General features: G+C 33.9%; 7 protein-coding genes. 3 read left to right on the top strand and 4 right to left on the bottom strand.

Annotated elements, in window-relative coordinates; translation table 11 throughout:
• Positions 1–402: 402 nt before the first annotated feature.
• From KHA90_RS11045 to KHA90_RS11030, 4 genes are all read right to left on the bottom strand, one after another.
• Entirely contained in the window at positions 403–1,029 is a 627-nt protein-coding gene (locus KHA90_RS11045) for an NAD(P)-dependent oxidoreductase (protein WP_213299268.1), read from the bottom strand.
• Positions 1,026–1,826 carry an inositol monophosphatase family protein gene (locus KHA90_RS11040; protein WP_213299265.1) on the bottom strand — a complete coding sequence of 267 codons (801 nt, stop codon included), beginning with the start codon at positions 1,824–1,826 and terminating at the stop codon, positions 1,026–1,028. Before KHA90_RS11040 ends, KHA90_RS11045 begins: the two co-directional genes overlap by 4 nt.
• A gap of 78 nt (positions 1,827–1,904) precedes the next feature.
• Positions 1,905–2,765 carry an AraC family transcriptional regulator gene (locus tag KHA90_RS11035; RefSeq protein WP_213299262.1) on the bottom strand — a complete coding sequence of 287 codons (861 nt, stop codon included), beginning with the start codon at positions 2,763–2,765 and terminating at the stop codon, positions 1,905–1,907.
• A 169-nt stretch (positions 2,766–2,934) separates the two neighbouring features.
• Positions 2,935–3,537, bottom strand: coding sequence for an FMN-dependent NADH-azoreductase (locus KHA90_RS11030; RefSeq protein WP_213299259.1), 603 nt, complete (start codon positions 3,535–3,537; stop codon positions 2,935–2,937).
• Positions 3,538–3,682: 145 nt separating this feature from the next.
• Between KHA90_RS11030 and KHA90_RS11025 the strand changes: the two genes are divergently transcribed.
• The 3 genes from KHA90_RS11025 (at position 3,683) to KHA90_RS11015 (ending at position 6,405) form a co-directional block, all read left to right on the top strand.
• Positions 3,683–4,054, top strand: coding sequence for a winged helix-turn-helix transcriptional regulator (locus KHA90_RS11025; protein ID WP_213299256.1), 372 nt, complete (start codon positions 3,683–3,685; stop codon positions 4,052–4,054).
• 452 nt (positions 4,055–4,506) lie between these two features.
• The gene (locus KHA90_RS11020; protein ID WP_213299253.1) at positions 4,507–5,415 is read left to right on the top strand and encodes an NAD(P)H-binding protein; all 909 of its coding nucleotides are present in this window, start codon (positions 4,507–4,509) and stop codon (positions 5,413–5,415) included.
• A 75-nt stretch (positions 5,416–5,490) separates the two neighbouring features.
• Positions 5,491–6,405, top strand: a complete 915-nt coding sequence (locus KHA90_RS11015; protein ID WP_213299250.1) for a helix-turn-helix domain-containing protein — start codon at positions 5,491–5,493, stop codon at positions 6,403–6,405.
• Positions 6,406–6,607 lie beyond the last annotated feature (202 nt).

The raw sequence follows: 6,607 nt of genomic DNA, 5'->3' as shown, positions 1-6,607 counted from the left end.
ACATAAAGGACGCAAAAAAATTAACCACAAAGGACACAAAGATTTCGTCTCAAATTGCGGGTTAGTAAACACAAAGTTCACAAAGCCAGATCAACACAAAGCTTTGTGAACTTTGTGTTTTTCAACACTCTCTACTATAAAAAACTTTGCGTTCTTTGCGTTAAAAATCACCCAGCATATATATACATAAAGGACGCAAAAAAATTAACCACAAAGGACACAAAGATTTCGTCTCAAATTGCGGGTTAGTAAACACAAAGTTCACAAAGCCAGATCAACACAAAGCTTTGTGAACTTTGTGTTTTTCAACACTCTCTACTATAAAAAACCTTGCGTTCTTTGCGTTAAAAATCACCCAGCATATAAAAATCAAAGTATATAACACAAATGCTAAAAATCACATTAGTTCGTTAAGGCAACATATTCATAAAGCATTTTAGGATTTTCAGCTTCACTAATTAAAAAATGAGCAACATCTGCTCTGGAAATTTTTCCAACTTTCATTCCTTTATAAAGCCTGTTTATCGCTTTATAAGATTGCGTTAAATCACCATTAGTCAGCATTCCTGGTCTTACCATTTCCCATTTTAGGGCACTTTTCGTAATCAATTCTTCCATTATAGTTTTGTTTGCATACTGATCTTTCAGAAATAACGAAATCACCAATCGCATAAAAAAGCTCAGGTAGTTTTTACTTTCTCCAGCTCCAAATCCGGTAATTACCAGAACCGGCGAAGTAAAATTCAATTCATTGGTCACATTTATCAAGGTTTTTGCAATATCAGAAAAAAGAGTTGTTGCTTTTTTATTCTTTGTTCCAACAGTTATCAGGACAACATCAGAATCTATTATTGCCTTTTTTAAATCAACTGGAGATGTTGCGCTTCCGTTTATTTTAATCAGGTTGGGATGATTGGCAATATGATCTGTATTTGTCGAAAGTGCCGTTACAATATGTCCTTTTTCTAACGCTTGCAAAACCGACTGGAATCCAATTCCTGCTCCGGCGCCTATAATTGCTATTTTCATTTTGTGATTTTTAGATATTTTTCAGTGGTACTTTTTGCTGCAACCAATAAACTTTCGTCTCCCCATTTCCAGGGATTTCCGTTTGTGGTCAGGATTTCTGCTCCGGCTTCTTTTGCGATAAGTATTCCTGAAATCCAGTTATGAGTATCGATATCTTCCTGAACAAATAAATCGATTCTTCCGGCTCCAACATAAGCCAATTGTAAACCATGAGGACCGTAATTTCTAACGATTCCAAAATTCTGCACAAGTTGAGCAACTGTATTTCCAATTTTTTTACTCAGTTTGTCAGTTGATTTATCGTGATGTCCGTATTCAAAAACCGCCAGCATCATATCTAAACCAGTTTTATTACTAATTTGTAGTGGTTTATCGTTCATAAAAGCGCCGTGACCATCTTTTGCCCAAAACATTTCGTTAGCCAAAGGATCAAAAATTACCGAAAAAAAAGGTTTTCCCTGACGCACAAGAACCAGATTTATCGTCCAGCCCGCAATATGCTGAACATATTGTATTGCGCCATCCATCGCATCACAAAGCCAGTATTCATTGGTTTTATCCGGACTTCGTTGTGAATTATTATCGAATTCATCGCCATCGTGCCAAAGTACATTTGGAAATTCTGCAGATAAATCGTCTTTTAAAGAAGTCAGACATATTGTATCAATATCTTCTAACTGTTTTAAAAGTTCCTCCATAGTTTGCGGTATCGCATTTTGCTTATAGTCTTTTAAAAAAACGTTTCCCACTTTTCGTACTGCGTCGAGTATGATTGGGATATTGATTTCATTTTGCATATCGTTAAGTATTAATTACAATGCAAAATTAGTCAGAGAGTTGTCGTGAATGTAGTTTCAAAAATGGGAAGGATAGTCCTAATCACGGAATCTTTTCCGAAATTCAAGAGGAGTAAGATTTGTTACTTTTTTAAATAGTTTTCCAAAGTAAACCGGTTCGTCATAACCAACTTCATGCGCGATTTCTTTCACGCTATTAACTGTAAAATAAAGCAATCTTTTAGCTTCTAAAATCGATTCTTCCTGAATATGCGCAGATACAGAACTTCCGGTTAACGATTTTACCGTATCATTTAAATGCGACACCGAAATAGAAAGTGAAGCGGCATATTGCGCAGGTTGTTTCCAGTTTTTGAAATGCTCTTTAGTTAACCTCAAAAAAGCTTCCTTAATTATAATACTTCGGTTCTCCTTCTCTTTATCAAGCGATAAATTGGTAAATATTTCTCCGGCAATACGATTTAATAAAGCATTTAATAGCGAATGAATGCTTTTATAACTGAAATTATTTGCTTCGTCTGACTGAATTTTTTCAATCAAATCCATTAAAATAATAAGTTGTTCATAGAAATTTGATTCTTTATCTAATAAAAAAAGATTTTTGATTTTATGCTGGAAAAGCTGTAAAACCTCTTTGTTTACAAGCGAAGGATCAAAACTGATCATCCATCCTTTAGGATTTTGAACCTCAATAATATGATGTACTTCTTCGGGGAAAATCCAAAGTAAAGCAGGCGCGTTAAATTCGATATTCTCAAAATCAATATTCAATTTAAAACTTCCGTTTAACGCTAACATTAACTGGCAATGATTGTCGCGATGTGGTTTAGAAATATCGTGATCGTCATTTTCCTGATCCTCCATATTCGCAATAATAATTCCCGCTCTTGCCTGAGACGAAAGTTTGAATTGCTTAATGTTTTGGTTTTGATTTTTCACGATTAAAATTGATAATTTATAAAATAGCTATTTCTGATTAGTACAAAAGTATAGATTTACAATTATTAATACGGATCATTTTCTTCTATTAGATATATAATATCAAGAAATAAAAAAAGCACCAAATTTTTCAATTCGGCACTTTTTGTAAATTCAATAAGCCAATTATTTAATCAATTACTATGCTTTCAATTGCTTTTTGCATTGCAATTTCTTTTACGCCCGGAACTTTTAAACCTTCGGCACGAAAAGCAGTTAAATCAGTCATTCCCAGAAATCCGAGAAAAGATTTTAAATAAGGAACCACAAAGTCATTGGCTTTGCCCGGACCTTCAGAAAAAATTCCGCCAGAAGACATTGCAACATATATTTTTTTACCAGTTACTTTTCCAACAGGACCATTTTCACCATAGCCAAAAGTGATTCCGGCTCTTGTAATATGGTCAATCCACGCTTTTAATGATGAATGAATCGTGAAATTATAAAGTGGCGCACCAATCACAATAATATCAGCGGCTAATAACTGTTTTATAAATTCATTAGATAATTGGATCGCTTTTCTATCGTCTTCGGTCAATTGATCTTCCGGAGTAAAAAAGGTACGAAGAACGGCAGGAGTAAGATGCGGAATTTGACTTTCAACCAAATTAACTTCTTCAAGAGTATTTTCAGGATATTTTTCCTGAATTTTTTCGATTATGGCGTGACCCAATTTTATACTGTAAGATTCTGAACCTTGCATACTGGAGATTAAATGCAGAATGTTTTTCATAAGAAAATGTATTATTTGTTGTTGTAATTGTCGATTAAACTTTAAGTTTTATTTCAAAGCAAAGCTACAGTTATCTAATATGCAAAAGATAGTAGTTACCTAAAGGAAAGCAGTTACTTTTAGGAAAGTTCATATCTTTGCCACTATGAAAACAATTGAAGATGAAGTAATTCCAACCAAAGAAGAATGCGCTGGTTCCTTAAGAAACATAATTGACGCATTGTATGTTTTAAACGGAAAATGGAAAATTCCGTTGATTTTAAGTCTTATACAAACTCCCAAACGTTTTAGCGAGATTAGGAAAGAAGTTGCGGGAATATCTCCCAAAATATTAGCCAAAGAACTCAAGGATTTAGAACTGAACGACTTTATTAAACGAAATGTTTATCCTACAACTCCCGTTACAATCATTTATGAAGCCACAGATTACAGCCGAACCCTAAAAAGCGTAATGCGTGAACTAAGTGTTTGGGGAGAACAACATCGGGAAAAAATCAAGGAATCAATGCGAAAGTAAAATCAGATATTTTCTATAAACTTCAATATATCTCTGAAGAAATATATTTCTTTCACAGAGCCAGCTTTGTGTATTTTAAACAAGTGAACGCCTTTTATTAGCTAAAAATCTATGTCCCGATAGCTATCCTACCGTCTGTACACAAGTACAAAACAAACACGAATTTCACTAATTGACACTAATTTAGTTTGTGGAATTAATTTCACAAACTAAATTAACCTATTAAAATTTGTGCAAATTCGTGAAATTCGTGTTCAAAATTGATTAATAATATTTGTGTCCAGACGGTAGGATAGCTATCGATACTATGTGTTAAAAATAAGTACTCATAACGTGTAACTTATAATTCACTTTATCGCCACTTTCCCGTTTCGGTTATGTAAATCCTCAATTGAGTTACATCTGTTTTTGAGTTGCTGCGGATCTTTGCAGTAACAAATAAAAACAGCGATATGAATATTGTTTTAACAGGTTCCTTAGGGAATATTAGCAAGCCGCTAGCGATTGAGCTGGTGCAAAATGGACATTCGGTAACGGTAATTAGCAGAAAAGAAGAACGCCAAAAAGACATTGAAGCAATAGGAGCAAAAGCAGCGATTGGCACCATTGAAGATGTCGGTTTTTTAACCCAAACATTCAAAGGCGCAGATGTTGTTTACTTAATGGAAGCGTGGGAAGGTATGGGAAGTATTTTTGACAATAACGTTGATTTTGTCGCAGCTTTTACTAAAATTGGCACTATCTACAAACAAGCCATAACACAATCCGGAGTTACGAGTATTGTACATTTGAGCAGTATTGGCGCACATACAGACAAAGGCACGGGTAGTTTGTATTTGCATAATGCTGTGGAAAATATCCTAAAACAACTTCCTGAAATTGTTTCTATTAAGTTTATGCGTCCTGTTGGTTTTTATACCAATATAATGAGATACATTCCGTCTATAAAAACGCAAGGCGCGATTGTACAAACATATGGCGGAGACCAAAAAGAACCTTGGGTTTCACCTTTAGACATAGCTTCAGCAATTGTTGAAGAAATCGAAAAACCTTTTGACGGAAGAACGGTTCGTTATCTGGCAAGCGACGAAGTTTCACCAAACGAAATCGCTTTAATTATTGGTAATGCAATAGAAAAACCGGATTTGAAATGGCTCGTAATTTCAGATAAAGAAATGCTCGATAATATGTTGACAGCCGGAATGAACGAATGGATTGCAAATGGTTTTGTCGAAATGCAGGCGGCACAACGAAGCGGCACTTTATATGAAGATTATAACCGTAATAAACCAACTATGGGAAAAGTGAAACTAACAGATTTTGCTAAAGATTTTGCCAAAATTTACAATGATTTGAATTAATTAAGATGAATAACTATTAATGAATGTCAACTTATGCAAGAGTAAAATCCAGACATAATTGATTAAATTTACAAGATGAAAAAAGAAGATAATCCTTTTTATAAATTTGAATCGCTATCAGATTTTCATGAGGTGTTTGGGCTTAAAAAGCCCTCACATCCTTTGATTAGTTTTATTAATATCAATGAAATGAAAATCAGGGAAAATGGATTGCCGAACACTATTGTTTTGAATTTTTATAAAATATCTTATAAAACACTTCTCTGCGGAAGAGCAAAATACGGTCAGAATTATTATGATTTTGGCGAAGGCGGTTTAGTATTTACGGCACCAAATCAGTTATTCGAATCTCCTGCAGATCATCCTAGTTCTGGTCATTTATTGCTTATTCATCCGGATTTGTTTTTGAGTTATCCTTTAGCGAAGAAAATTAAGGAATTTGGTTTCTTTTGCTATTCTGCTAATGAAGCGCTGCATTTATCCGATAAGGAAAAAGCAACCATAATGTCGATTTTTGCCATAATTGAAGACGAAATAAATAGCAGGATTGATGATTTTAGCCAGGACGTAATTATTTCGCAAATCGAGTTATTATTGAATTACAGCAATCGTTTTTACAAACGACAATTCATTACCAGAAAAGCTGTTAACCATGATATATTACAAAAGCTCGAAGCATTATTAGATGATTACTTCAATAATGAAAAAGCAACTTTACAAGGAATTCCATCGGTTCAGTTTGTGTCTGAAAATCTCAATATATCCGCCAGTTATTTGAGCGATATGTTGCGATCCTTTACAGGAGAAAATACAAAACAGCACATTCATAATAAACTGGTTGAAAAAGCAAAAGAAAAATTATCGTCATCGAAGTTATCAGTTTCAGAAATCGCCTATCAATTAGGATTTGAACATCCGCAGTCGTTTAGTCGGTTTTTTAAAACAAAGACAAATGTTTCGCCTCTGGAATTCAGGCAATCTTTTAATTAATTTATTTGATAAAACCCGTTGGGTGTAATTATTTTTAACACATAGAAACATAGATCTTTTTAGCTTAAAAAAAGGCGTTTCACTTATTTATAATACACAAAGCTAGCTCTGTGAAAGAAATATATTTCTCTTTGGGTCCTTTTTTAAAGTTTTAAATCTATGTTTCTATGTGTTTAATTGAGCTTTTATTAGTTACACCCGG

This window comes from Flavobacterium psychroterrae (genome assembly GCF_018380615.1).
Classification (GTDB): Bacteria; Bacteroidota; Bacteroidia; order Flavobacteriales; family Flavobacteriaceae; genus Flavobacterium; species Flavobacterium psychroterrae.
Note: the sequence above shows the minus strand (reverse complement) of the source record. Positions and strands in the feature narration are given on the sequence as shown.